Annotated in this window: 22 protein-coding genes; 15 read left to right on the forward strand and 7 right to left on the reverse strand. The window is 55.1% G+C overall.

The window, feature by feature from the left end; translation table 11 throughout:
- Window positions 1-3 precede the first annotated feature (3 nt).
- The 5 genes from abgT to uspE all read left to right on the forward strand — a co-directional run bounded on the left by abgT (window position 4) and on the right by uspE (window position 4,381).
- Window positions 4-1,530: a p-aminobenzoyl-glutamate transporter gene (gene abgT, locus O1723_RS11760; protein WP_023337203.1), complete on the forward strand. Its 1,527-nt coding sequence runs from the start codon at window positions 4-6 to the stop codon at window positions 1,528-1,530.
- Between the two features lie 10 nt (window positions 1,531-1,540).
- Entirely contained in the window at window positions 1,541-2,056 is a 516-nt protein-coding gene (ogt, locus tag O1723_RS11765; protein ID WP_023337202.1) for a methylated-DNA--[protein]-cysteine S-methyltransferase, read from the forward strand.
- Between the two features lie 183 nt (window positions 2,057-2,239).
- Complete coding sequence (fnr, locus tag O1723_RS11770) at window positions 2,240-2,992, forward strand: fumarate/nitrate reduction transcriptional regulator Fnr (RefSeq protein ID WP_006174991.1); 753 nt, start codon at window positions 2,240-2,242, stop codon at window positions 2,990-2,992.
- Window positions 2,993-3,138: 146 nt separating this feature from the next.
- On the forward strand, window positions 3,139-3,321 hold the full coding sequence (locus O1723_RS11775; protein ID WP_014883604.1) for a hypothetical protein: 183 nt from the start codon (window positions 3,139-3,141) through the stop codon (window positions 3,319-3,321).
- Window positions 3,322-3,430: 109 nt separating this feature from the next.
- Entirely contained in the window at window positions 3,431-4,381 is a 951-nt protein-coding gene (gene uspE / locus O1723_RS11780) for a universal stress protein UspE (RefSeq protein ID WP_014883603.1), read from the forward strand.
- A gap of 40 nt (window positions 4,382-4,421) precedes the next feature.
- On the opposite strand, the gene O1723_RS11785 is transcribed toward uspE, so the two are convergent.
- The 3 genes from O1723_RS11785 to pntA all read right to left on the reverse strand — a co-directional run bounded on the left by O1723_RS11785 (window position 4,422) and on the right by pntA (window position 8,567).
- The gene (locus tag O1723_RS11785) at window positions 4,422-5,531 is read right to left on the reverse strand and encodes a mechanosensitive ion channel family protein (protein WP_023337201.1); all 1,110 of its coding nucleotides are present in this window, start codon (window positions 5,529-5,531) and stop codon (window positions 4,422-4,424) included.
- Between the two features lie 107 nt (window positions 5,532-5,638).
- A complete protein-coding gene (pntB, locus tag O1723_RS11790) occupies window positions 5,639-7,027 on the reverse strand; it encodes a Re/Si-specific NAD(P)(+) transhydrogenase subunit beta (protein ID WP_023330269.1) in 1,389 nt (462 codons plus the stop codon).
- 10 nt (window positions 7,028-7,037) lie between these two features.
- On the reverse strand, window positions 7,038-8,567 hold the full coding sequence (gene pntA, locus O1723_RS11795; protein WP_023330268.1) for a Re/Si-specific NAD(P)(+) transhydrogenase subunit alpha: 1,530 nt from the start codon (window positions 8,565-8,567) through the stop codon (window positions 7,038-7,040).
- Window positions 8,568-9,102: 535 nt separating this feature from the next.
- On the opposite strand from pntA, the gene ydgH reads away from it, so the two are divergent.
- From ydgH to folM, 3 genes are all read left to right on the forward strand, one after another.
- The gene (gene ydgH, locus O1723_RS11800; protein WP_014883599.1) at window positions 9,103-10,047 is read left to right on the forward strand and encodes a DUF1471 family protein YdgH; all 945 of its coding nucleotides are present in this window, start codon (window positions 9,103-9,105) and stop codon (window positions 10,045-10,047) included.
- A gap of 185 nt (window positions 10,048-10,232) precedes the next feature.
- Entirely contained in the window at window positions 10,233-11,615 is a 1,383-nt protein-coding gene (locus tag O1723_RS11805; protein ID WP_248190531.1) for an amino acid permease, read from the forward strand.
- Between the two features lie 40 nt (window positions 11,616-11,655).
- Entirely contained in the window at window positions 11,656-12,378 is a 723-nt protein-coding gene (gene folM, locus O1723_RS11810) for a dihydromonapterin reductase (RefSeq protein ID WP_014883597.1), read from the forward strand.
- Here folM and O1723_RS11815 read toward each other — a convergent pair.
- The gene (locus tag O1723_RS11815; RefSeq protein WP_193067322.1) at window positions 12,375-12,710 is read right to left on the reverse strand and encodes a GlpM family protein; all 336 of its coding nucleotides are present in this window, start codon (window positions 12,708-12,710) and stop codon (window positions 12,375-12,377) included. The genes folM and O1723_RS11815 overlap by 4 nt on opposite strands.
- 128 nt (window positions 12,711-12,838) lie before the next feature.
- Here O1723_RS11815 and rstA point away from each other — a divergent pair, with 128 nt between their 5' ends.
- From rstA to tus, 4 genes are all read left to right on the forward strand, one after another.
- Complete coding sequence (gene rstA, locus O1723_RS11820; RefSeq protein ID WP_032636775.1) at window positions 12,839-13,555, forward strand: two-component system response regulator RstA; 717 nt, start codon at window positions 12,839-12,841, stop codon at window positions 13,553-13,555.
- Window positions 13,556-13,792: 237 nt separating this feature from the next.
- Window positions 13,793-14,053, forward strand: coding sequence for a hypothetical protein (locus tag O1723_RS11825; protein ID WP_014883594.1), 261 nt, complete (start codon window positions 13,793-13,795; stop codon window positions 14,051-14,053).
- 75 nt (window positions 14,054-14,128) lie between these two features.
- Entirely contained in the window at window positions 14,129-15,427 is a 1,299-nt protein-coding gene (gene rstB, locus O1723_RS11830) for a two-component system sensor histidine kinase RstB (RefSeq protein ID WP_014883593.1), read from the forward strand.
- A 73-nt stretch (window positions 15,428-15,500) separates the two neighbouring features.
- Window positions 15,501-16,430 (forward strand): DNA replication terminus site-binding protein, encoded by a 930-nt coding sequence (gene tus / locus O1723_RS11835; RefSeq protein WP_023337199.1) that lies wholly within the window; start codon window positions 15,501-15,503, stop codon window positions 16,428-16,430.
- Here tus and fumC read toward each other — a convergent pair whose 3' ends face one another.
- Complete coding sequence (gene fumC, locus O1723_RS11840; RefSeq protein WP_023337198.1) at window positions 16,431-17,825, reverse strand: class II fumarate hydratase; 1,395 nt, start codon at window positions 17,823-17,825, stop codon at window positions 16,431-16,433.
- 139 nt (window positions 17,826-17,964) lie between these two features.
- Entirely contained in the window at window positions 17,965-19,611 is a 1,647-nt protein-coding gene (fumA, locus tag O1723_RS11845; protein WP_014883590.1) for a class I fumarate hydratase FumA, read from the reverse strand.
- A 199-nt stretch (window positions 19,612-19,810) separates the two neighbouring features.
- On the opposite strand from fumA, the gene manA reads away from it, so the two are divergent.
- Both manA and O1723_RS11855 read left to right on the forward strand, forming a co-directional pair.
- Window positions 19,811-20,986 carry a mannose-6-phosphate isomerase gene (manA, locus tag O1723_RS11850; RefSeq protein WP_014883589.1) on the forward strand — a complete coding sequence of 392 codons (1,176 nt, stop codon included), beginning with the start codon at window positions 19,811-19,813 and terminating at the stop codon, window positions 20,984-20,986.
- 99 nt (window positions 20,987-21,085) lie between these two features.
- Window positions 21,086-22,618, forward strand: a complete 1,533-nt coding sequence (locus O1723_RS11855; RefSeq protein ID WP_023337197.1) for a YdgA family protein — start codon at window positions 21,086-21,088, stop codon at window positions 22,616-22,618.
- A 104-nt stretch (window positions 22,619-22,722) separates the two neighbouring features.
- On the opposite strand, the gene O1723_RS11860 is transcribed toward O1723_RS11855, so the two are convergent.
- Complete coding sequence (locus O1723_RS11860; protein WP_014883587.1) at window positions 22,723-23,751, reverse strand: Mal regulon transcriptional regulator MalI; 1,029 nt, start codon at window positions 23,749-23,751, stop codon at window positions 22,723-22,725.
- A gap of 177 nt (window positions 23,752-23,928) precedes the next feature.
- Between O1723_RS11860 and malX the strand changes: the two genes are divergently transcribed.
- Window positions 23,929-25,521, forward strand: coding sequence for a maltose/glucose-specific PTS transporter subunit IIBC (malX, locus tag O1723_RS11865; RefSeq protein WP_023337196.1), 1,593 nt, complete (start codon window positions 23,929-23,931; stop codon window positions 25,519-25,521).
- Window positions 25,522-25,533: the final 12 nt, after the last annotated feature.

A 25,533-nucleotide genomic window follows, 5' to 3' on the forward strand; every position in this document is an offset into this window, starting at 1 on the left:
CCCATGAGTATGTCATCCATACCTTCGCATTCCCCATCCGGTAAGCTCTATGGCTGGGTTGAAAGGATCGGCAATAAAGTGCCACACCCTTTCCTGCTGTTTATCTATCTGATTGTCATTTTGATGGTTGCCACCGCCGTGCTCTCCGCCTTTGACGTGAGCGTGCGAAGTCCGGCCGATGGCAGCCTGGTGGCGGTGAAAAACCTGCTCAGCGTTGACGGGCTGCACTGGTTTTTACCTAACGTCATAAAAAACTTCAGCGGCTTCGCCCCGCTGGGCGCCATTCTGGCACTGGTATTAGGGGCCGGGCTGGCAGAGCGCGTGGGTTTGCTGCCTGCATTGATGGTAAAAATGGCATCCCACGTCAGCGCACGTTACGCCAGCTATATGGTGCTGTTTATCGCCTTCTTCAGCCATATCTCCTCCGACGCCGCGCTGGTGATCATGCCGCCAATGGGGGCGTTGATCTTCCTCGCCGTCGGGCGGCACCCGGTGGCGGGCCTGCTGTCGGCAATTGCGGGTGTCGGCTGCGGATTTACCGCCAACCTGCTGATTGTCACCACCGACGTATTGCTCTCGGGCATCAGCACGGAGGCGGCGAAAACCATTGACGCAGCAATGCACGTCAGCGTAATTGACAACTGGTACTTTATGGCCAGCTCAGTGATTGTTCTGACGATTGTCGGCGGGCTGATTACCGACAAGATCATCGAGCCGCGTCTGGGCAAATGGGAAGGCCGTAGCGATGAAACGCTGGAGACGCTGAGCAAAGAGCAGAAATTCGGCCTGCGCGTGGCCGGTATTGTCTCGCTGATATTCATCGCCATGGTCGCGCTGATGGTAGTGCCGGAAAACGGTATTCTGCGCGATCCGGTTAAACATACCGTCCTGCCCTCGCCGTTTATACAGGGTATTGTGCCGCTGATCATTCTCTTCTTCTTTGTCGTTTCGCTCGCTTATGGTATCGCCACCGGCAAAATTCGCCGTCAGGGCGATCTGCCGCAGCTGATGATCGAACCGATGAAAGAGATGGCGGGTTTTATCGTCATGGTGTTCCCGCTGGCGCAGTTTGTGGCGATGTTTAACTGGAGCAACATGGGCAAGTTTATGGCCGTGGGCCTGACCGACGCGCTGGAAGCTGCCGGATTAAGCGGCGTACCGGCGTTTGTCGGCCTGGCGCTATTGTCGTCCCTGCTGTGCATGTTCATCGCCAGCGGCTCCGCCATCTGGTCGATTCTGGCCCCCATCTTCGTGCCGATGTTTATGATGCTGGGCTTCCATCCGGCGTTTGCGCAGATCCTGTTCCGCATCGCCGATTCGTCAGTGATCCCGCTTGCACCGGTTTCGCCGTTTGTCCCGCTGTTTTTAGGCTTTCTGCAGCGCTATAAACCCGAGGCAAAACTGGGTACCTACTATTCGCTGGTTTTGCACTACCCGCTTATCTTTTTAGGGGTATGGCTGGTGATGCTGGTGGCATGGTATCTTGTCGGCCTGCCGATTGGGCCGGGGATCTACCCGAGGCTGAACTAAAGGAATGAGGATGCTGAGATTACTCGAAGATAAAATTGCGACGCCGCTTGGGCCGCTGTGGGTGATCGCGGACGAGCAGTCTTGTCTGCGCGCCGTTGAATGGGAAGAGCACAGCGACCGCATGGAAGAGCTGCTGAACATTCATTATCGGGCGCAAGGTTTTGAACGTATCCGCGCCACCAATCCGGGTGGGCTGAGCGATAAGCTTGCGGCGTACTTCGAGGGCGATCTCAGCATCATCGATACACTCCCCACCGCCACGGCTGGAACCCCTTTCCAGCGTGAAGTGTGGCAGGCGCTGCGGGCCATTCCCTGCGGGCAGGTCATGCATTACGGCCAGCTCGCGGAGGAGCTGGGCCGCGCAGGCGCCGCGCGTGCGGTGGGGGCCGCCAATGGCTCTAATCCCGTTAGTATTGTCGTTCCCTGCCATCGCGTCATCGGACGCAACGGTACCCTGACCGGCTATGCCGGTGGCGTGCAGCGCAAGGAGTGGTTGCTGCGTCACGAAGGATATCTTCTGCTGTAGATCCCAGGCTTTTTGTGCTTAATTTTCTACCGGTTAGGCTAAAAATCCATAATCAAGCTGTGGAATTTCAAGAAGATGGCGACACATTGCCGTCTCTTGTCCTTATTGATGGTTTGTCAGGCTTACGTACTTACCAAAAAGATGTTAAAATTGACCAATATCAATTAAGGCTTGAGCAAACCTATGATCCCGGAAAAGCGAATTATACGACGCATTCAGTCTGGCGGTTGTGCTATCCATTGCCAGGATTGCAGCATCAGCCAGCTCTGTATCCCGTTTACCCTGAATGAGCATGAACTCGATCAGCTTGATAATATCATCGAGCGCAAAAAGCCTATTCAGAAAGGGCAGACGCTGTTTAAAGCCGGAGACGAACTGAAATCGCTCTATGCTATCCGCTCTGGCACCATCAAGAGCTATACCATCACCGAACAGGGTGATGAGCAGATCACCGGCTTCCATCTGGCGGGTGACCTGGTGGGCTTTGATGCCATCGGCACAGGCCATCACCCGAGCTTTGCTCAGGCGCTTGAAACCTCTATGGTTTGCGAAATCCCGTTTGAAACGCTGGACGACCTGTCCGGTAAGATGCCTAACCTGCGTCAGCAGATGATGCGTCTGATGAGCGGTGAGATCAAAGGCGATCAGGACATGATTCTGCTGCTTTCTAAAAAGAATGCAGAAGAGCGCCTGGCCGCGTTTATCTACAACCTCTCTCGCCGCTTCGCCGAACGGGGTTTCTCGCCGCGCGAATTCCGTCTGACCATGACCCGTGGTGATATCGGTAACTACCTGGGCCTGACCGTGGAAACCATCAGCCGTCTGCTGGGTCGTTTCCAGAAAAGCGGGATGCTGGCCGTTAAGGGTAAATACATCACTATCGAAAACGGTGAAGCACTGGCCGTGCTTGCCGGTCATGCCCGCAACGTGGCATAACTCTCCGCATGTTGATCACCAGACTGATAAATTCACATGATTTATTAGTCTGGTATAATCACTTCCGCTTTAAGCCGTCTTCACCGTAGCACATCCCCACACAGCGCCTGAAAGGTTGTCGTTGAGGTTATGAATTGAGAGAAAGTTTGTTTTTCGTTTCAGTCGTGATTGCCTCAGTGACCTTTATCTTCATCTGGATCATGCTTGTCGGCCCAATGAAGGGGGAGGAAAAAACCTACGTGCAGGACTCCACGACGTTTGCAATAGCGGTGATGGTGCTGCTGTTTATTGCGTTTATCGCGGTGACAACCACGGTGCTTTTCCTCTGATAAATTTTCATGAATTATTGATCTGACAAAAGCTCTCCTCTGTTTCATTCAGGATATATAGGTTACTCTTTTACTTACAGACTGTGGTGACAGTAGTAAGGAGACCTGTATGGCCAAGTATCAAAACATGCTGGTAGCTATCGATCCTAATCAGGACGATCAGCCGGCATTACGACGTGCTGTGTATCTACATCAACGGATTGGCGGCAAAATCAAAGCGTTTTTGCCGATCTATGACTTCTCGTATGAGATGACCACCCTTCTGTCGCCTGACGAGCGCACCGCTATGCGTCAGGGCGTCATCAGTCAGCGTACCGCGTGGATCCGTGAACAGGCGAAGTATTACCTTGAAGCGGGGGTTCCTATTGATATCAAAGTGGTCTGGCATAACCGACCTTTTGAAGCCATTATCCAGGAAGTCGTTGCTGGTGGACACGACCTGCTGCTGAAGATGGCGCACCAGCACGACAAGCTGGAATCCGTGATCTTCACCCCAACCGACTGGCACTTGCTGCGTAAATGCCCTTGCCCGGTCTGGATGGTGAAAGACCAGCCGTGGCCGGAGGGCGGGAAAGCCGTAGTGGCGGTAAACCTCGCCAGCGAAGAGGATTATCATAATTCACTCAACGAGAAGCTGGTGAAGGAAACCATCCAGCTCGCTGACCAGGTCAATCACACTGAAGTGCATCTGGTGGGCGCCTATCCAGTCACCCCAATCAATATCGCCATTGAGTTGCCTGAATTTGACCCCAGCGTCTATAACGACGCCATTCGCGGCCAGCATTTGCTGGCCATGAAAGCGCTGCGCCAGAAGTTCAGCATTGACGAGAACATGACGCACGTAGAGAAAGGGCTGCCTGAAGAGGTGATCCCGGATTTAGCAGAACATTTGCAGGCCGGGATTGTGGTCCTGGGGACCATTGGCCGGACCGGTATTTCTGCCGCGTTCCTCGGCAATACCGCCGAACAGGTGATCGACCATCTGCGCTGTGACCTGCTGGTCATTAAGCCAGATGAGTTCCAGACGCCGATTGAGCTGGACGATCCGGAAGACGATTAATATAACCCTGTCAGCCCGCCGCTCCGGCGGGCTTTTTTTTTCAGCTCTCCATCACCGGCTTCGGCTGTTCACCCGGCTCATCCTGCATCCACGGCGCGTGCAATACCATGCTCGGCAGTGCCAGCTTAATCTCCTGAGCATTCAGCCCTTCAAGAATACGGATATTGATCTCCTGCTGGATATCCATGTATTTGTTGTAATCCGCGGTATTGACGATATGAACGACTTCAAACGTCAGACGGTCGCGGTCAAATCCGAGAAAATGGGCACGATCGAATTTTGTCTCACCCACATCGGTGATGATTTGCCTGACCATATCCCCCACGTAGCGCAGCTTATCAGGCGCCGTGTCGCTGGCCACGCCAAAGGTAAAGACGATACGACGTGTCTGCATACGTTTGTAGTTGTGGAGCGTTTGCTGGAGCAAAATGGCGTTGCCGCAGACGATCTGCTCCCCGCTCAGGCTGCGTATGCGGGTCGTTTTAAGGCCAATGTGCTCTACCGTCCCCGCCACGTCGTTGAACACCACAAAATCACCAATTTCAAACGGCTTATCAAAACCAATGGACAGGGAGGCAAACACGTCGCTCAGGATCGTTTGTACGGCGAGAGCGATGGCAATCCCCCCCACCCCAAGGCTGGCAACCAGAGCAGTGATGTTGACGCCCGCGTTAGCAAGAATAGACAGCAGCATCACTGACCAGACAATGGCACGGAGAATAAGCCCCGTGATCACCAGCGTAACCGGGTTTTTATGACTTCCCGGTGCCAGCATGACGTGACGTAGCCACGACACAACGCCCTGATCCATCCACAGTGCCACCTGAATCGCGAAAACCAGGAACCAGGCATGGCTGACCGTGCCAAAAAGATGATCGGGTAAGTCAACAAAACGCAGGCTGAACAGAAGTGCTACGACAAAAAGCAGGATCCGACTCGTTCTGTTAAGCATATCGCTCAGGATAAAACGCATCCGGTTGGTGGTCGGGTGTTTGTCGCCCCAGGTGGTGATCCCTTTCTTAACGAACGCGATCAGGCGCGTCAGCAGCCAGTACACCAGCAGCGTGACAAAGACAACCGTGGCGACGCCTACCCAAAATGTCGGCGTCATCATCAACGCGATGATGTCGAAGCGGGACAGAAATTGCATTACACCTCCTCGTCTTACACAAAGGGTAAAGTATAGACAGAGGAGAAAAGCTGACCGCAGAAATAAGAAAACCGCCCCGAAGAGCGGTTTGTCAGGGTGAAGCGAAATTACAGTGCTTTCAGAATCGCATCCACGCTGGCTTTGGCGTCGCCAAACAGCATGTGGGTGTTCTCTTTGAAGAACAGCGGGTTCTGCACGCCAGCATAGCCGGTGTTCATAGAGCGTTTGAAGACAATCACGTTCTGCGCCTTCCATACTTCCAGAACCGGCATACCCGCGATTGGGCTGCGCGGATCGTCCTGCGCCGCCGGGTTAACGGTGTCGTTAGCGCCAATGACCAGCACGGTGTCGGTATCGGCGAAATCATCGTTGATCTCGTCCATCTCCAGCACGATGTCGTAAGGCACTTTCGCTTCCGCCAGCAGCACGTTCATGTGGCCTGGCAGACGTCCCGCCACCGGGTGAATACCAAAGCGAACCTTGATCCCACGCGCGCGCAGCTTCTCAGTAATTTCTGCGACCGGATACTGCGCCTGCGCCACCGCCATGCCATAGCCCGGGGTGATAATGACCGAGTGCGAGTTTTTCAGCATCTCTGCGGTATCTTCCGCGCTGATCTCACGGTGCTCACCCACTTCTTCATCAGAACCGGTAGAGGAGCCGTCAGAACCAAATCCCCCGGCGATAACGCTGATAAACGAACGGTTCATCGCCTTACACATGATGTAAGACAGGATCGCACCAGATGAACCCACCAGCGCACCGGTGACGATCAGCAGGTCGTTGCTCAGCATAAAGCCTGCCGCCGCCGCCGCCCAACCGGAGTAGGAGTTCAGCATGGAGACCACCACCGGCATATCCGCACCACCGATAGACGCCACCAGGTGCCAGCCAAATGCCAGCGCGATGAGGGTCATCACCAGTAATGCCAGCACCTGCAGGCCCACGCTTTCGGTACGCACGAAGATGACCATCAGCACAAACGATACCACCAGCGCCGCCAGGTTCAGCTTGTGGCGGTTTGGCAGCATCAGCGGTTTAGACGAAATCTTACCGCGCAGTTTGCCGAACGCCACAATTGAGCCGGTGAAGGTCACCGCACCAATAAAGATGCCGAGGAACACTTCGGTCAGGTGAATGTTGACCAGAATCGGTTCCAGACCCGGTTCGTGATACAGGTAGCTGTTGAAGCCCACCAGCACGGCCGCCAGACCCACAAAGCTGTGCAGAATAGCAACCAGCTCCGGCATCTCGGTCATTTCAACGCGTTTCGCCAGGCGAATACCGATCGCGCCGCCGATGATCATCGCCACCAGGATCCACGCCACGTTGCCGGTGTCCGGCCCGAAGATGGTGGCGATCAGCGCAATCGCCATCCCGGCGATACCAAAGTTATTCCCCTGCTGAGACGTTTCGTGTTTGGAAAGCCCCGCCAGACTGAAAATAAACAGGATTGCAGCAACAATGTATGCGGCTGTGACTAATCCTCCAGACATATGCTACCCCTTAGCCTTTACGAAACATTTTCAGCATGCGCTGAGTCACGGTGAAACCACCGAAAATATTGATACTGGCGATCAGCACCGCAATAAAGCTCAGGAAGCTGATCCAGCCGCCGTGACCAATCTGCAGTAACGCCCCGACCACGATAATCCCGGAGATGGCGTTGGTCACCGACATCAGCGGCGTGTGCAACGCGTGGGAGACGTTCCACACCACGTAGTAACCGACCACGCAGGAGAGCGCGAAGACGGTAAAGTGGCCGAGGAACTCTTTCGGCGCGACGTCAGCCAGCCAGCCGAACAGGATAATGACCAGCGCCATGATGGCGTATTTACGCCATGGAGACGCCGGTTTAGCGGGTTCTTTTGGCTCTGGTGCCGCTTTCGGCGCGGCCTGAGGCTGAGCAGAAACCTGAATCGGCGGTGCCGGCCAGGTGATTTCACCATCACGGACAACGGTAACACCACGCACCACGACATCGTCGAAATCAACGGTGACGTTTCCGTCTTTCTCTTTGCACAGCAGCTTCAGCAGGTTAACCAGGTTGGTGCCGTACAGCTGAGACGACTGCGTTGGCAGGCGGCCTGGCAGATCGGTATAGCCGATCACCTTCACGCCGTTGGCGGTGGTCGTCACCTGATTAGCAACGGTGTACTCACAGTTACCGCCGTTTTGCGCCGCCAGGTCGACAATCACGCTGCCCGGCTTCATGGAATCCACCATCTCACGGGTGATAAGCTTCGGCGCAGGTTTACCCGGAATCAGCGCGGTGGTCACAATAATGTCGACATCTTTCGCCTGAGCGGCGAAGAGTTCCATTTCGGCTTTGATAAAGGCTTCGGACATGACTTTCGCGTAACCGTCACCGCTGCCCGCTTCTTCCTTGAAGTCCAGCTCAAGGAATTCGGCACCCATACTCTGGACCTGTTCCTTCACCTCCGGACGGGTATCAAATGCGCGCACGATAGCGCCGAGGCTGTTTGCCGCACCGATTGCGGCAAGCCCTGCCACACCCGCACCAATCACCATGACTTTTGCCGGAGGGACTTTCCCCGCCGCGGTGATCTGACCGGTAAAGAAACGACCAAATTCGTGAGCCGCTTCCACAATCGCGCGATAACCCGCAATGTTAGCCATGGAGCTTAAGGCATCAAGCGACTGCGCGCGCGAAATACGCGGCACGGAGTCCATCGCCATCACGGTCACGCCACGTGCAGCCAGCTTCTCCATAAGCGCTGGATTTTGCGCAGGCCAGATGAAGCTCACCAGCGTGGTGCCCGGATTCAGCAGCGCAATCTCACTCTCTTCCGGTGCGTTAACCTTCAGAATAACCGGCGACTGCCAGACTTCAGCACCGTCCACCACTTCCGCACCCGCCTGGATAAAGGCCTCGTCATCGAAACTCGCCAGTTTGCCTGCGCCGCTTTCAACCGCGACGGTAAAACCCAGCTTAAGCAGTTGCTCCACCGTTTTCGGTGTTGCCGCTACGCGGGTTTCATTGGCTAACCGTTCTTTTGGTACCCCAATACGCATAGTTTTCCCTTCCATCGGTTTTTGATGATGGTTTGTCGATAAATGCCCGCGGTTTGTATCAATTTTCGCCATTCTCATAGCGATGAGAGATGATTAACCCCGGAAAATAAAACAGTAACAAACTGTCTATAACCTACTGAAAATAGCGCCCGTGATCTACCGCCAGAAAACACTATTTCTTACTTTATCTGTGAAAAATAAGCGATCGGCGTCACTGACAGTGATATTTACCTTAAATTCATCGCCAGAACCGATAAATAGCGCAAGCGAAGCGGTAAAAACATGATATAGCGCCATAAGAGAACAAGTTATTAACATTAAATTAACTTGTAAAAGTCATATGCTTTATCAGTTTTACTTGTCAAACGCCTGTTTTTTCAACATATCACTAAATGTTATCGAATTCGTTAATTCAGTGAGCACAGGCAGTGAAAAATGGCGCAGACAGCGACGGGTTTTAAATGCCATAATCGGGGCCGTCTCAAATTAACAACAATACCAGTACATGGTTTGCGCAAGGCGAAGGATTATTTTTATGAAGCTTAAGAACACACTCCTGGCGTCCGCACTTCTCTGTGCGACCGCCCTGTCTGCGAATGCCGCAACAGAGTTAACGCCAGAGCAAGCGGCAGCGTTAAAACCTTTTGACCATACGGTCATTGTGGGTCGTTATAATTCTATTGGCGATGCCGTCGCCGCCGCATCAAAAGCCGCTGATAAAAACGGGGCGGCCTCGTTTTACGTTGTTGACCAGTCTGATTATGGCAACAGCGGCAACCAGCGCGTAACCATTGCGCTGTATAAAGACAATGCGCCAAAAGCAGACGCACCGAAAAACCGTGTGATTAACGGTATCGTTGAGCTGCCAAAAGATCAGGCGATTGAGCTGGAACCGTACGACACCGTTACCGTTCAGGGCTTCTATCGCAGCCAGCCTGAAGTGAACGATGCCATCACCAAAGCCGCGAAAGAGAAAGGGGCCTACTCGTTCTATATCGTGCGCCAGGTGGATGCTAACCAGGGCGGCAACCAGCGTATTACCGCATTCATCTATAAAGAAGATGCGAAGAAACGCGTTCTGCAGAGCCCGGATGCCATCCCTGCTGACTCCGAAGCGGGTCGCGCGGCGATAGCGAAAGGCGGCGAAGAAGCGAAGAAAGTTGAAATTCCAGGCGTAGCGACGACTGCGGCACCAAGCGCTGAAGTGGGCCGTTTCTTTGAAACGCAATCCACGAAAGGTGGCCGCTATTCCGTGACGCTGCCAGACGGCACCAAAATTGAAGAGCTGAACAAAGCCACTGCTGCACAGATGGTGCCGTTCGACAGCATCAAGTTTACCGGCAACTACGGCAACATGACGGAAGTCTCTTACCAGGTCGCGAAGCGTGCGGCGAAGAAAGGGGCGAAGTATTACCATATCACCCGCCAGTGGCAGGAACGTGGTAACAACGTGACCATCAGCGCCGATCTGTACAAGTAACAAAATCATTGACCAAAGGCGGCGCAATGCCGCCTTTTTTTGTTACTTTTTTCGAATTTCTGCCACACATCATTGCATGCTTACGTGACACTCCGTAAAATCCCGCGCCTTAGTGTAATCCACCATTTTTATGCGCCGCAGCGAAATAATTATTCTGGATTTGGACTTTTCATAACAGGAAGCCAATGGAAAAGAAACTTGGCCTGAGTGCTCTGACTGCACTCGTTTTAAGCTCAATGCTGGGTGCGGGCGTATTCAGTTTACCGCAGAACATGGCTGCCGTCGCAAGCCCCGCCGCGTTACTCATCGGCTGGGGGATTACCGGCGTCGGGATATTGCTGCTGGCGTTCGCCATGCTGCTGCTCACCCGCATTCGCCCCGATCTGGACGGCGGTATTTTCACCTATGCGCGTGAAGGATTTGGCGAGCTGATCGGCTTCTGCTCCGCCTGGGGCTACTGGCTGTGCGCGGTGATCGCCAACGTCTCCTATCTGGTGATCGTTTTCTCAGCGCTCAGCTTCTTTACCGATACGCCTGAACTGCGTCTGTTTGGTGACGGCAATACCTGGCAATCAATTGTCGGTGCCTCGGTGCTGCTCTGGGTCGTTCACTGGCTGATTTTGCGCGGCGTCCAGACCGCCGCCAGCATCAACCTGGTGGCAACGCTGGCGAAACTGGTGCCGCTCGGCCTGTTTATCGTACTGGCCTTTATTGCGTTTCGTCTTGATGTGTTTACGCTTGATTTCAGCGGCATTGCGCTGGGCGTTCCGGTCTGGGAGCAGGTGAAAAACACGATGCTGATCACCCTGTGGGTATTCATCGGCGTTGAGGGGGCAGTCGTGGTCTCTGCCCGCGCGCGTAACAAACGTGATGTGGGCCGTGCCACGCTGCTGGCTGTCCTGGCAGCGTTGGGCGTGTATCTGCTGGTCACGCTGCTGTCGCTGGGCGTGGTGGCGCGTCCTGAACTGGCCGAAATGCGTAACCCGTCAATGGCCGGGCTGATGGTGAAAATGCTTGGCCCGTGGGGTGACGTTGTGCTTGCCGCGGGATTGATCGTCTCCGTCTGCGGCGCGTACCTGAGCTGGACCATCATGGCGGCTGAAGTGCCGTTCCTGGCCGCGACGCACAAAGCGTTTCCACGCCTGTTTGCCCGTCAAAACCAAAATAATGCCCCTTCAGCGTCTCTCTGGCTGACCAATATTAGCGTTCAGGTCTGTCTGGTGCTGATCTGGCTCACAGGTTCAGACTATAACACCCTGCTGACCATCGCCTCAGAGATGATTCTGGTACCCTATTTCTTAGTGGGCGCGTATTTGTTAAAAATCGCCACGCGTCCGGCGCATTATATCGTGGGTATCGGGGCCTGTATTTACGGTCTGTGGTTGTTGTATGCTTCCGGGCCTATGCATCTGCTGCTGTCGGTAGTGCTGTATGCGCCGGGTCTGCTGGTGTTTATCTACGCCCGCCGTACGCATCAGCTGGAGAACGCGCTGAGACGGCGTGAGATGGCCTTAATCGGACTGTTACTGGTTGCTGCCGTTCCGGCAACCTGGATGTTAATGGGATAGCCCTCGTCTTTCCCATTGTTGAACTGTAAAGGAGAATACGATGGGAAATACACCGCTTCGCCCAATACTGATCACGGGTGGAGGCCGCCGTATCGGCCTCGCCCTCGCCCATCATTTTCTCAACCTTCGCCATCCGGTCATTGTAAGTTACCGTACGGAATACCCGTCAATTGAGGGTTTGCGCAAAGCCGGAGCCGTCTGTATTCAGGCCGATTTTTCCACTGATGAGGGCATTCTGGCCTTTGCTGAGAAGGTGAAAGCCACCACCACGGGGTTGCGCGCCGTGATCCATAACGCCAGCGCCTGGCGGGCCGAGAAACCCGGCACGTCACTCAGCGAAACGCTCTCCGCGATGCTGCAGATCCACGTCAATGCCCCTTATCTGCTTAACCACGCCCTGCAGGATCTGCTGCGTGGCCATGGTCATGCTGCGGGGGACATTATTCACTTCACCGACTATGTAGTGGAACGCGGCAGCGACAAGCACATCGCCTATGCGGCCAGTAAAGCCGCGCTGGATAACATGACGCGTTCGTTCGCCCGCAAGCTCGCGCCTGAGGTGAAGGTGAATGCCATCGCTCCGGCGATGATTTTATTTAATGAAAACGATGATGCGGAGTATCGCCAGCAGGCGCTCAATAAGTCGCTCATGAAAATAGCCCCAGGCGAGAAAGAGGTGATCGACCTTGTGGATTACCTGCTCACCAGTTGCTATGTCACCGGCAGAACCTTTGCCGTGGACGGCGGCCGCCCGTTACGCTAGTGAAAGCGGCTCCAGAAGAAAATTAACACCCAGGCGCTGAGCCCCCAGCAAACCACTGCCCCGCCCAGCGCCAGGGGAAGCCGTAGAAAACCGGTGAAATACCATAACGAAAGCAGGTAGAGAAAATAGGGGATGATAGACCACATACCAAACACAATGGTGGTGCGTAGCGCCTCGGTTCCCCGTTCAGACGCCACAATATAATGGGCAATAAGCGCAAAGGTCGGGAAAAGCGGGATCAGCCCGGCAATATAGTAGTTTTTGGTTTTTGCCAGAATGCCTATCAGTAACACCACCAGCGCTCCCAGCGCCACTTTGATCACCAGCCCCATACTTTTTCCTATAACAATCAAATAACAATATGAGCCAGAATAACGGAAGCGGCGTTAATTTTGAAAGATTAATGGAAGGTTAAGGTTCCGCGGTGTATGTTGGCTTTTTTCACGAAAACAGACGTTGTATGAATAAGATTGTTTATGTTGAAGACGAACCCGAAGTCGGGCAGTTGATCGCCGCCTATCTGGGCAAACATGATATGGACGTCATTGTTGAGCCTCGCGGCGATCGGGCCGAAGAGGTGGTCGTCCGTGAAAACCCGGACCTGGTGCTGCTGGATATCATGTTGCCTGGCAAAGACGGCATGACCCTCTGCCGCGACCTGCGCGCCCGCTGGGAAGGTCCTATCGTGTTGCTCACCTCTCTGGACAGCGATATGAACCATATCCTGTCGCTGGAGATGGGTGCCAACGATTACATTCTGAAAACCACACCGCCTGCCGTTCTGCTTGCCCGTCTGCGCCTGCATTTGCGCCAGCACGCGAGTGTCGAACGCGAATCGCCCGCCCCCTCTCTGACGCCGCACAAAGCGATGCGTTTTGGTACGCTGTCTATCGATCCGATCAACCGCCAGGTGCTGCTTTCCGGCGAGCTTATCGCCCTCTCCACCGCCGACTTTGACCTGCTGTGGGAACTGGCAACGCATGCCGGGCAAATCATGGACCGTGACGCGCTGCTGAAAAACCTGCGTGGCGTGAGCTATGACGGCATGGACCGCAGCGTCGACGTTGCGATTTCGCGCCTGCGCAAAAAGTTGCAGGATAATGCCACCGAGCCCTACCGCATTAAAACCGTGCGTAACAAAGGTTATCTGTTTGCCCCGCACGCCTGGGAAACCTGATTACGCTCACCGGCTAACCAAACATGCTCGAAATGAAGGCATTACATCGCGATGCCTTCTCTTTCTCGCGTTTAATTACCCGTTTGCGCAACAAATACTTGCTAAGCACGCTATCTAATCCATAATTAAAGTTCAATTGTCTCTTCTTCAGGCCGCACCGGCCCCGCTACCTGCTTACACCTGTTCCGCACATTCCCTCCCATGAAATCTTGAAGTGAGGATTTAAGCCTATGAAATATGTATAGCTACCATGAAGTAGAAGCCATCAAAACCAATCTTGAATGGATTGTTAATCAGCTAACCTTTAAGCAATCCTCCCCCTCAGGTACCGACCTAAAAGCGCTCTTTGACCTGCTGGAACTGATTCAGTCTTACGAAATGCTCCTGGACTTAATCAGGGACTTCGGAACGGACGTGATTGATACGCACATTGCGGAAGGCCTGGCCGTCACGGAAAAACTCATCGCCAAGGTCAAAAGAAGTGCGCACGCAATGTAAGAGGCGTCACAGACATGAAAACAGGTGAGGTTTTTCATGTATATTCTGCCTATCGCGTTTTTCCGGTGAGATGGAATGAAAAAGCTGTTTGTGCAGTTTTATCTTTTACTGTTTGTCTGCTTCCTGGTCATGACCATGCTGGTCGGGCTGGTCTATAAATTTACCGCCGAACGTGCGGGCAGGCAGTCGCTGGACGATTTGATGAAAAGCTCGCTGTATCTGATGCGGAGCGAACTCAGAGAGATCCCGCCGCACGACTGGGCGAACACCCTCAAAGAACTCGATCTGAACCTGTCATTTGATTTACGCATCGAGCCATTAAAAGATTTCGAGTTAGATCCGCCCGCAATGCAGCGCCTGCGCGATGGCGATATCGTGGCGCTGGATGAGAAATACACCTTTATCCAGCGTATTCCGCGCAGCCATTATGTGCTGGCTGTAGGGCCGGTTCCTTATCTCTATTATCTTCACCAGATGCGCCTGCTGGACATGGCGTTGATGGCCTTTATCGCCATTTCGCTCGCGTTTCCGGTCTTTATCTGGATGCGTCCCCACTGGCAGGACATGCTGAAACTGGAATCCGCCGCACAGCGTTTTGGCGAGGGGCATTTCACCGAGCGCATTCACTTCGACAGCGGTTCCAGCTTTGAACGGCTGGGCGTGGCCTTTAACCAGATGGCCGATAACATCAATGCCCTGATCGCCAGTAAAAAACAGCTAATCGACGGTATTGCCCACGAGCTGCGCACGCCACTGGTTCGCCTGCGTTATCGTCTGGAGATGAGCGAGAATCTGACAGAAGCGGAGTCACTCGCGCTAAACCGCGATATTGGTCAGCTTGAAGCGCTGATTGAAGAGCTGCTCACCTACGCGCGCCTCGACCGCCCACAAAACGAGCTGAACCTCAGTGCGCCAGATCTGCCCGCCTGGCTGCAAACCCATATTGATGATGTCCAGAGCGTGAACCCGCAACGCACGCTGTTGACGCGCGTCACGCCCGGCGATTACGGCGCGCTCGATATGCGGCTGATGGAGCGCGTGCTTGATAACCTGCTGAACAACGCCATGCGCTACAGCGAAAGTACGCTTCAGATTGGACTGGATTTGCAGGGTAACCAGGCAAGCCTGACAGTTGAAGACGATGGACCGGGAATTGCCCCGGAAGCACGAGAAACCGTATTTGAACCGTTTGTCCGCCTCGATCCCAGCCGCGATCGCGCCACCGGCGGGTGCGGACTGGGGCTGGCCATTGTTTACTCTATTGCGCAGGCCATGGGCGGCACGGTGCATTGTGAGGAGAGCGAACTCGGCGGCGCACGCTTCTGCTTTAACTGGCCGGTGTACCATAACATCGCCCTTCCCGTCCCTGTCTGACCTTAACCGCACGCTGGCCTGACCCGGCGTGCTGTGCTATATGATAAGTATGTTGTAACTAATGAGAGTGTTTATGGCAACCTACGATCTCATCGAACGGCTGAACAGCACGTTCCGCGAAATAGAACACGAATTGCTGACGCTGACCGCGCGTTTACAAACCTGCCGCCTGCTGGCCGCGCGCGTCTTTACCCTGCCCGATATCGCCAAAGGCGCGGAGCACGATCCGCTCGACGCCATTGAGGTGAAGCAGCATATCGGCAGCGCCGCGCTTGAGCTGGCCCTGAAGCACTACCGCCACCTTTTTATTCAGCAGCAGTCGGAACAGCGCAGCAGCAAGGCGGCGGTGCGCCTGCCGGGCGTGATCTGCCTGCAAACCGATGCCACCACGCGCGAGGCGCTGGAAAACCAGATTGCGCATATCAACGCCCTGAAAGCAACGTTTGAGAAGATTGTGACCGAAGAGTCCGGCCTCGCTCCGGCCGCCCGGTTTGAGTGGGTGCACCGCCAGCTTCCGGGATTAATTACCCTTAATGCCTACCGCACGCTGACCGTACTGCGTCACCCTGCCACGCTACGCTTCGGCTGGGCGAATAAGCACATCATTAAAAACTTCACCCGGGATGAGGTGCTGGCGCAGCTGGAAAAAAGTCTTAAGGCACCGCGTACCGTTGCACCGTGGTCGCGTGAACAGTGGATTGAGCGTCTGGAGCAGGAGTATCACAGCATCGCCTCGTTACCGGCGGATACGCGCCTCAAAATTAAGCGTCCGGTAAAGGTGCAGCCTATCGCTCGCGTCTGGTATTCCGGTCAGCAAAAACAGGTACAATATGCCTGCCCGACGCCGATGATTGCGCTTTATGATGCCGATCAGGGCGCCATCGTGCCGGATATTGGTGAGCTGCTGAATTACGACGCTGAAAATGTTCAGCACCGTTATCGGCCTCAGGCGCAGCCGCTACAGCTGATTATTCCGCGGCTGCACCTGTATGTGGCGGGATGATTATTTCAGACTGCCGACCATCGCTTCCGGGCGAACCCAGGCGTCAAATTCCGCCTCCGTTAGATAACCCAGCGCCAGAGCGGCAGCTTTCAGCGTGAGCCCCTCTTTGTGCGCCTTTTTGGCGATCTCGGCGGCCTTGTCGTAGCCGATATGGGTATTGAGTGCGGTGACCAGCATCAGAGACTCATTTAACAGCTGGCTGATGCGCTCGCGGTTTGGCTCTATGCCCACCGCACAATGCTCGTTAAAGCTCTCCATCCCGTCGGCCAGCAGACGAACAGATTGCAGCACGTTGTGAATCACCATAGGACGATAGACGTTCAGCTCGAAGTTGCCGGACGCGCCGCCCAGGTTAACGGCCACGTCGTTGCCCATCACCTGACAGCAGAGCATGGTCATGGCTTCGCACTGGGTCGGGTTGACTTTACCCGGCATGATGGAGCTGCCCGGTTCGTTTTCCGGAATGCTGATTTCACCGATACCGCAGCGCGGCCCTGAGGCCAGCCAGCGGACGTCGTTGGCAATTTTCATCAGCGAAGCCGCCAGACCTTTCAGCGCGCCATGGGTGTGAACCAGCGCATCGCAGGTCGCCAGCGCTTCGAATTTATTGGGCGCCGTGACGAATGGCTGGCCGGTAATGGCCGCAAGCTCCTTCGCCACGCGCACCGCGTACTCAGGATGCGTATTTAACCCGGTACCGACCGCCGTGCCACCGAGCGCCAGCTCCGCCAGATGGGGCAAGCTGTTCTCGATATGCTTCAGGTTATGTTCCAGCATCGCCACCCAGCCGGAAATCTCCTGACCGAGCGTCAGTGGCGTAGCGTCCTGAAGGTGAGTACGGCCAATTTTAACGATGTTGCGGAAGGCCTGCGCTTTCTCGTTGAGCGTGGTTTTGAGCACGTTGAGCTGCGGAATAAGCTGCTCGCGGATCGCGATCACCGCCGCTACGTGCATCGCCGTCGGGAAGACGTCGTTGGAACTCTGGCTTTTGTTAACGTCATCGTTCGGGTGGATCTTACGCTCCATGCCGCGCACGCCGCCCAGCAGTTCACTTGCCCGGTTCGCCAGCACTTCGTTCATGTTCATGTTGCTTTGGGTACCGGAACCGGTTTGCCAGATGGCGAGGGGAAATTCGTCGGGATGTTTACCAGCCAGCACTTCGTCGGCGGCATTAATGATGGCGGTGGCTTTATCTGCGCCCAGCAGGCCTAAATCCTGATTTACTTTTGCCGCTGCACGTTTGGTGAGTGCCAACGCCTGAATCAGCGAGACGGGCATTTTTTCGGTCGAAATACGGAAGTGCTCCAGCGAACGCTGGGTTTGCGCACCCCATAGCTTGTCAGCCGGAACCTCGATTGCGCCCATAGAGTCTTTCTCATGGCGTACCGTTGTCATTACTTTCTCCTTGATAACACTGTCGGGATTGCTCACATGCTTAAGAGATAAGTATTGATGACTTCTGAGAAACGTTATGGCGCTTTGTGCGCTCTTCTTGGAGTCGGGTGGCGCTAACGCCACCCGACAAGGTTTTAACTTACTTCACACACGCTGAACACTGGGACGACTGGATTTGCTTGAAGAAGTCGTTACCTTTGTCATCCACCAAGATAAACGCCGGGAAATCTTCCACTTCAATTTTCCAGATGGCTTCCATACCCAGTTCCGGGTATTCCACGCATTCCAGGCTCTTGATGCTGCCCTGCGCAAGGACCGCCGCCGGGCCGCCGATGCTGCCCAGGTAAAAACCGCCATGCTTATGGCATGCGTCCGTTACCTGCTGGCTACGGTTGCCTTTTGCGAGCATGATCATGCTGCCGCCGTTGGCCTGCAGCTGGTCAACGTAGGAGTCCATACGGCCCGCCGTGGTAGGACCTAACGAGCCGGAAGCATAGCCTTCAGGCGTTTTGGCCGGTCCTGCGTAGTAGATCGGGTGATCTTTAATGTACTGCGGCAGCCCTTCACCGTTATCCAGACGCTCTTTCAGCTTCGCGTGCGCAATGTCACGGCCGACGATAATCGTGCCGTTCAGAGAGAGGCGAGTCGACACCGGGTACTGAGAAAGCTGGGCCAGGATCTCTTTCATCGGACGGTTAAGGTCAACGCGAACCGCTTCCCCCTCACCCGCTTTACGCAGTTCTTCCGGGATGTATTTGCCTGGGTTGTTTTCCAGTTTTTCGATCCAGATGCCTTCGCGGTTGATCTTCGCCTTGATGTTGCGATCCGCAGAGCAGGAAACGCCCATGCCGACCGGGCAGGATGCACCGTGACGCGGCAGACGGATCACGCGCACGTCGTGAGCAAAGTATTTACCGCCAAACTGTGCGCCGAGCCCCAGGTTACGCGCTTCTTCCAGTAGCTCCTGCTCAAGCTGCACGTCGCGGAATGCCTGGCCGTGTTCATTACCTTCCGTTGGCAGACCGTCATAGTATTTGGTTGAGGCCAGTTTGACGGTTTTCAGCGTGCTCTCAGCCGAGGTACCGCCAATCACAAACGCGATGTGGTACGGCGGGCATGCAGCCGTACCGAGAGTACGCATTTTCTCGACCAGGTAGTTCTTCAGCTTGCCCGGGGTGAGCAGCGCTTTGGTTTCCTGGTAGAGATAGGTTTTGTTGGCCGAACCGCCGCCTTTGGCGATGCAGAGGAATTTGTACTCATCACCGTCGACGCTGTAGAGATCTATCTGTGCGGGCAGGTTGGTGCCGGTGTTGACCTCTTTGTACATATCCAGCGCCGCGTTTTGCGAGTAGCGCAGGTTATCTTCGGTATACGTGTTGTAAACACCGTGGGCCAGCGCCGCTTCATCACCGCCGCCGGTCCAGACGCGCTGGCCTTTTTTACCAACGATAATCGCCGTGCCGGTGTCCTGACAGGTTGGCAGAATGCCTTTCGCCGCGATATCGGAGTTACGCAGGAACTGCAGGGCAACGTATTTATCGTTCTCGCTGGCTTCCGGGTCGCTCAGAATATCGGCAACCTGCTGCTGGTGCGCAGGACGGAGCATAAACGAGGCGTCGTGGAAAGCGTGCTGCGCCAGCAGCGTCAGCGCCTGCGGATCCACCTTAAGGATCTCTTGTCCTTCAAACTCAGAAACGGAGACGTGATCGCGGGTTAACAGGTAATACTCGGTCTGATCCTTACTGAGGGGGAAAGGATCCTGATAATGGAAGGGTTTATTCGACATTGTTCTCTCACTTACTGCTTCGGTCTGTTTATTCAGGGCAGATGTTCCGCTGCCCGGCTTAAAAGCGAGTCAGCTTATCCTACACAATTTTTTAACAAAAACTGAGACTAGTACGACTTTTTACATCCACAGGTTACTTCCATGTGGTTTATTGCTTTAATACCCGAAGTTAATTCCACAATTGAATCAGGGCTTGATAATGCAAAAACTCATTAACTCAGTGCAAAACTACGCCTGGGGAAGTAAAACTGCGTTAACGGATCTCTACGGTATCGCTAATCCAAACAATCTGCCGATGGCAGAGCTGTGGATGGGGGCACACCCGAAGAGCAGCTCAAAAATTGCAGACGCCAGCGGCCAGGTACGCAGCCTGCGTGACGTGATCGACGCCGATAAATCCGCGCTGTTGGGCGACAACGTTGCTCAGCGCTTCGGTGAACTGCCGTTCCTGTTTAAAGTCCTGTGTGCCGACCAGCCGCTCTCCATCCAGGTTCACCCGAACAAAAAAGCCTCTGAAATCGGCTTTGCGAAAGAGAACGCGGCGGGTATCCCGTTAGATGCTGCCGAGCGTAACTACAAAGATCCGAATCACAAGCCGGAACTGGTCTTTGCGCTGACCCCGTTCCTGGCGATGAACGCATTCCGCGAATTTTCCGAGATCGTTTCCCTGCTGCAACCGGTCGCGGGCGCTAACAAGGCTATCGCCCACTTCCTTGAAAACCCGAATGCCGACGCGCTGAGCCAGCTGTTTGCCAGCCTGCTGAATATGCAGGGTGAAGAGAAATCTCACGCGCTGGCGGTTCTGAAAGCGACGCTGGACAGCCAGCACGGTGAACCGTGGGAAACCATCCGTCTGATTTCCGCGTTCTACCCGGACGACAGCGGCCTGTTCTCTCCCCTGCTGCTGAACGTGGTGAAACTGAACCCGGGCGAAGCGATGTTCCTGTTCGCGGAAACCCCGCACGCCTACCTGCAGGGCGTGGCGCTGGAGGTGATGGCCAACTCCGATAACGTGCTGCGCGCGGGCCTGACGCCGAAATATATCGATATTCCTGAGCTGGTTGCCAACGTGAAGTTTGTGGCAAAACCGGCAGGTGAGCTGCTCACCCAGCCTGTCAAAACAGGTGCAGAGCTGGACTTCCCGATCCCGGTGGACGATTTTGCCTTCTCCCTGCACGACCTGAGCCCGACCGAAACCACCATTGCGCAGGAGAGTGCAGCAATCCTGTTCTGTGTCGAAGGCGAAGCCACGCTGCACAAAGGTGAACAGCGTCTGGTACTTAAGCCCGGTGAGTCAGCGTTCGTTGCAGCGAATGAGTCTCCGGTTAGCGTAAGCGGCACCGGTCGCCTGGCGCGCGTTTTCAATAAGCTTTAAGCACTTACTGAATTTTTTAACAACTCTTGCTAAGCTAGTTGCAGGCTTAATATCTCCGGGCGGTTTTTACCGCCTGGTTTCATTTTAGGGATAGTCGCAATGAAAAAATCGGTCGTAGCGGTTGGAGTGATTGTAGCGTTAGGCGTGGTCTGGACGGGTGCCTCCTGGTTTACCGGGAAACAGCTGGAAGGCCGTCTGGCTGAGATGGTGGCACAGGCTAATGGAGAGATTAAGCGCAGCGCGCCGGAAGCAGGTCTGGAACTGAGCTATCAGAACTATCAGCGCGGCGTGTTCACCAGCCATATGCAGCTGGTGGTGAAGCCAGTGGCCGGTAATGAAAACGGCTGGCTGAAGCCAGGCCAGAGCGTGGTGCTGGATGAAGTGGTCAGCCACGGTCCGCTCCCGCTGGCACAGTTGAAATCGTTTAATCTGATACCGTCCATGGCATCAGTTCACACCGTGCTGGTGAATAACGACGTCACTAAACCGTTGTTTGACCTGGCAAAGAATGAATCCCCTTTCGACATTAACACCCGCATCAGCTACTCCGGTGATACCAGTTCCGATATTGCCCTAAAAGCGCTGAACTATGAGAAAGAGAATGAGAAAGTCGCCTTCAGCGGCGGCAATTTCAAAGTCGACGCGGATCGGGATGGCAATGTCTTCTCCCTGACGGGTGAAGCGGAAAGCGGCCTGGTCAACGCCGTAAACGAATACAACCAAAAAGTTCAGCTCACCTTTAATAAGCTGAAGGCCGACGGCAACAGCCGTATGACCGATTTTAAAGAGCGTATCGGCGATCAGACGCTCTCCGTTGATAAGATTGCTATCGCGATTGAAGGTAAAGAGATGGCCGTGCTGGAAGGCATGGACGTCAACGGCAAATCCGACGTTTCCAAAGACGGTAAAAGCATCAACACTCAGCTGGACTACACGCTGAAAAGCCTGAAGGTCCAGAACCAGGATCTGGGCACCGGCAAACTCTCGCTGAAGATCGGCAATATCGACGGCCAGGCGTGGCATGAATTTAGCCAGAAATACAGCAAAGAGAGCCAGGCGTTGCTGACCAATACCGCTCTGCAACAGAACCCGGAAGCGTATCAGCAGCAGGCGATGGCGGTGCTGTTCGACAACCTGCCGATCCTGCTGAAAGGCGAGCCGGTGGTAACCGTTGCACCGCTGAGCTGGAAAAACAGCAAAGGCGAAACCAACTTCAACCTGTCTCTGTTCCTGAAAGATCCGGCAACCGCAACGGGTGAACCGCAGACGCTGGCGCAGGAAGTGGATCGCAGCGTGAAGTCCCTCGACAGCAAGCTGACTATCCCGATGGATATGGCAACCGAGTTTATGACCCAGATTGCGAAGCTGGAAGGCTACGGCGACGAAGACGCCGGTAAACTGGCGAACCAGCAGGTGAAAGGCCTGGCGGCGATGGGCCAGATGTTCCGCATCACGAAGGTGGAAAACAATACCATCTCCACCAGCCTGCAGTACACCAATGGTCAGGTTACGCTCAACGGCGACAAAATGCCGCTGGAAGACTTCGTCGGCATGTTTGGTATGCCGACGCTGGGGATGCCGGAACCGGCTGAACCCGCAGCGCCAGCCGAACCGGCGGCACCGCAGCAGTAAACGTCAAAACCCCTCGCATGAGGGGTTTTTTATTGCCGGGTGGCGCTGACGCTTACCCGGCCTACGATCGGGGGCCGTTGCCGCCGGGCGATGTGCAGAGGCGTCTATTTCACGGTGACCAGGCGCGCCGCCACAATCTGGTGCCCGGCCTGGACATCCGTATTCTCGATGCGCTGCATGATTCTGTCCGCCAGCGTATAACCCATCTCCCGCGCGGGGGTGGTGGCCCAGACGATCGGCAGGTCATCCAGCGCGTTTTCACCGACGTCGGCGAACGCCCCCAGCGAGACCTGGTGGCCAAAGAAGGTTTCCACCCCGCCCTCACCGCTCTGCCGCCCGGCGCGGATCAGGCCAAACCAGGCCCCCATAGCAATCACATCGTTGTAGCAAATCACGGCGCTGATCGTCGGGTTGCTTCGCAACAGCGCATTTATCGCTTCAGCCGCTTTCTTCTGGCTGGATTCACATTCAACAACCCATTCACTGTGGAACGGCAGACCGTATTTGATCAACGTCGCGCAGTAGCCGCCGACCCGTTCGGCGCGGGTCAGGGACGAACTTTTACCCCCCAGCCAGGCAATGCGCTGATGACCGCGACGAATAAGATGCTCGGTCAACATTTGCGCGGCCTGCATGTTATCCGGGCGCAGCGTATCCGCTTCGTCCAGGTAGCTGGCGCGCGAAGCAAAGACCAGCGGCACGCCTTTTTCGGCGGCACGCTCGCACAGTTCGCTACCCACGCCCGACGCCCCGGCGACGATCACCCCGTCCACGCCCTGGTTGAGCAGCATATCCAGCCGGGAAAGGAGCTGATCGGCTTCGCGTCCGCCGTGCAGCAGAAAGACCATCCGCCCCTGCGCTTCAAGCGCTTCGGTTAACCCGGCGGTCAATTCTGCATAAAACGGAGACGTCAGATCCCGGACAATCAGGCCAATCACCCCGCTTTGTCCACCGCGCAGCGCCGACGCCTGGCGGTTACGCACAAAGCCTAATTGTTCAACCGCCTCGTTAACTCGCTGCCCGGTGGCAGGCGAGATGCGCCCTTTTCCGCTCAGCACCAGAGAAACGGTACTGACGGAGACCCCCGCCGCCAGCGCGACATCGTTGATGGTGATTTTTTTCGCTACAGCCATGTGTCGGCGTGACTCCCTGAAATGAGATCGGTAAAACGTTTTATCAATACGTTATCTTTATACTACCAGTTAAAGCCTGAGAATGTGATTTAGCGCGCACTAAACTTTGATAAAACGTTTTATCTTCTCGCAGCATTGAAGCAGATAAACTGATTTTAACAATAAAGGAGTCGTTTTATGACGGCGAAAGCAGCACAAAAAATATCGCTGTGGGAGTTTTTCCAGCAACTGGGTAAAACCTTTATGCTGCCCGTGGCACTCCTCTCGTTCTGTGGGATCATGCTCGGGATCGGCAGCTCACTGAGCAGTAAAGACGTCATTACCCTAATCCCGTTCCTCGGTACCCCCATACTGCAGGCGATTTTCATCTGGATGAGTAAAGTCGGCTCCTTCGCATTTAGCTTCCTGCCTGTGATGTTCTGTATCGCTATCCCGCTGGGCCTGGCGCGCGAGAACAAAGGTGTGGCGGCGTTTGCCGGTTTTGTGGGTTACGCAGTGATGAACCTGGCGGTTAACTTCTGGCTGACCGCGAAAGGCATTCTGCCGACCACCGACGCTGCCGTGCTGAAAGCCAATAACATTCAGAGCGTGATTGGTATCCAGTCGATTGATACCGGGATCCTCGGCGCGGTGATCGCCGGGGTGATTATCTGGATGCTGCACGAACGCTTCCACAATATCCGCCTGCCGGATGCCCTGGCCTTCTTCGGCGGTACCCGCTTTGTACCAATTATTACCCTGGTGGTGATGGGTCTGTTTGGTTTGATCATTCCGCTGATCTGGCCAGTCTTTGCGATGGGCATCAACGGTATTGGCCGCATCATTAACGGCGCGGGCGATTTTGGTCCGATGATCTTCGGTACCGGTGAGCGTCTGCTGCTGCCGTTTGGCCTGCAGCATATCTTGGTCGCCCTGATTCGATTCACCGAAGCGGGCGGAACCATGGAGGTGTGCGGTCACGATGTGAGCGGCGCGCTGACCATCTTCCAGGCGCAGCTGAGCTGCCCGACCACTCATGGCTTCTCTGAAAGCGCCACCCGCTTCCTGTCTCAGGGTAAAATGCCAGCCTTCCTTGGCGGCCTGCCGGGTGCGGCACTGGCGATGTACCACTGCGCGCGTCCGGAAAACCGCCATAAAATTAAAGGGCTGCTGATCTCCGGCGTGATCGCCTGCGTCGTCGGCGGGACCACTGAGCCTATCGAATTCCTGTTCCTGTTTGTTGCGCCGGTGCTGTATCTCATCCACGCCGTGCTGACCGGTCTGGGCTTTACCGTCATGGCGGTGCTGGGCGTCACCATCGGTAATACCGACGGCAACGTGATTGACTTCGTGGTGTTCGGTATCCTGCATGGTCTTTCCACCAAGTGGTATCTGGTACCGGTCGTGGCGGCCATCTGGTTTGCGGTGTACTACGGCATCTTCCGCTTCGCCATTACCCGCTTCAACCTGAAAACGCCAGGCCGTGATGTTGAAACAGCCACCAGCGTCGAACAGGCAGTTGCAGGAACCGTGGGCAAATCCGGCTATAACACCCCTGCCATTCTGGCGGCGCTGGGCGGTGCGGATAACATTACCTCGCTGGATAACTGCATTACCCGCCTGCGTTTGTCGGTGGCGGATATGTCAAAAGTGGATACCAACGCCCTGAAAGCCAACCGGGCGATCGGCGTGGTACAGTTAAATCAGCACAATTTGCAGGTGGTTATCGGCCCGCAGGTACAGTCGGTGAAAGATGAGCTGGCAACCCTGATGCGAACAGTAGAAGCCTGATGCCCCGCCCCC

This window comes from Enterobacter cloacae complex sp. HYC080_NIDB (assembly GCF_056673325.1).